This is a genomic window from Pseudomonas emilianonis, from assembly GCF_023072625.1.
Classification (GTDB): domain Bacteria; phylum Pseudomonadota; class Gammaproteobacteria; order Pseudomonadales; family Pseudomonadaceae; genus Aquipseudomonas; species Aquipseudomonas paraveronii.
Window position 1 is genome coordinate 1 of sequence record NZ_JAKNRV010000655.1, and the last position, 1,384, is coordinate 1,384.

Consider the following 1,384-nt stretch of genomic DNA (forward strand, 5'->3'; position numbering starts at 1 on the left):
GAGCCTGCGCCTGGACGCCACCCTGCTGGACCTGGCACCGCAGTTGGAGGCGGTGGCCAGCGTGTCCGTCGGCGTCGACAACTACGACGTCGAGTACCTGACCCAGCGCGGCATCCTGCTCAGCAACACACCCGATGTGCTGACCGAAACCACCGCCGACACCGGCTTCGCGCTGATCCTCGCCACCGCGCGCCGGGTGGTCGAACTGGCCGATATGGTACGTGCCGGCCAGTGGAACAAGAACATCGGCCCGGCGCATTTCGGCAGCGATGTGCATGGCAAGACCCTGGGCATCATCGGCATGGGCCGCATTGGTGAAGCGCTGGCCCAGCGCGGGCATTTTGGCTTTGGCATGCCGGTGCTCTACCACAGCCACTCGCCCAAGCCGCAGGTGGAAAAGCGGTTCGGCGCGCAGTACCGCAGCCTGAAAGACTTGCTGCAACAAGCGGATTTCGTCTGCCTGACACTGCCGCTCACCGCCGAAACCGAGCGGTTGATCGGCGCTGAAGAATTCGCGCTGATGGGGCCGCAGACGATCTTTATCAATATCTCACGCGGCAAAGTGGTGGATGAAGCCGCGCTGATCGAAGCCTTGCAGCAACACACGATTCGCGCGGCGGGGCTGGATGTGTTCGAGCGCGAACCGCTGCCCCACGATTCGCCGTTGCTGCGTTTGAACAATGTGGTGGCAACGCCGCATATCGGCTCGGCGACCCATGAAACGCGCGAAGCGATGGCCGAGTGCGCGGTGGATAATCTGCTCGCGGCGCTAGCGGGTCAGAAGCCGAAAAACCTGGTCAATCCAGGCGCCTGGGCGCAATAGCTTCTGACACAACATAGCGCAAATGTGGGAGGGGGCTTGCTCCCGATGGCGGTGGGTCAGTCAACTCATCTACTGACTGATCCAGCGCCATCGGGAGCAAGTCGAATCGTCGCACCGCCCCTCCCACATTTGGATTGCATTGCAAAGTTGGTCAGATAACGAACCTGGCCACCATCGCATTCAAATCCACCGCCAGGCGCGACAGCTCATGGCTGGCCGCGCTGGTCTGGTTGGCGCCGGCCGCCGACTGGGTCGCCAGGTCGCGGATGTTGACCAGATTGCGGTCCACTTCACGCGACACCTGGGCCTGCTCCTCCGAAGCGCTGGCGATCACCAGGTTGCGCTCGTTGATCAGGCTGATCGACTGGGTGATCTGCTCCAGTGCCACGCCGGCCGCACGGGCCAGTTCCAGGGTGTTATGGGTCCGCTGGTTGCTCTGTTGCATCGATTGCACGGCTTCACCGGTGCCGTTCTGGATACCGGCGACCATTTTCTCGATTTCCTGGGTCGACTGCGCGGTGCGATGGGCCAGCGCCCGCACCTCGTCCGCCACCACGGCGA

General features: G+C 63.2%; 2 protein-coding genes. One reads left to right on the top strand and one right to left on the bottom strand.

Annotation, left to right across the window (positions count from 1 at the left end):
• Nucleotides 1-823, top strand: an 823-nt coding sequence (locus tag L9Z73_RS30545) for a 2-hydroxyacid dehydrogenase (RefSeq protein ID WP_247408685.1), incomplete at its 5' end; no start/stop codon positions are given.
• A gap of 151 nt (nt 824-974) precedes the next feature.
• Here the strand turns inward: L9Z73_RS30545 and L9Z73_RS30550 are convergent.
• Nucleotides 975-1,384, bottom strand: a 410-nt coding sequence (locus L9Z73_RS30550) for a methyl-accepting chemotaxis protein (protein ID WP_247408686.1), incomplete at its 5' end; no start/stop codon positions are given.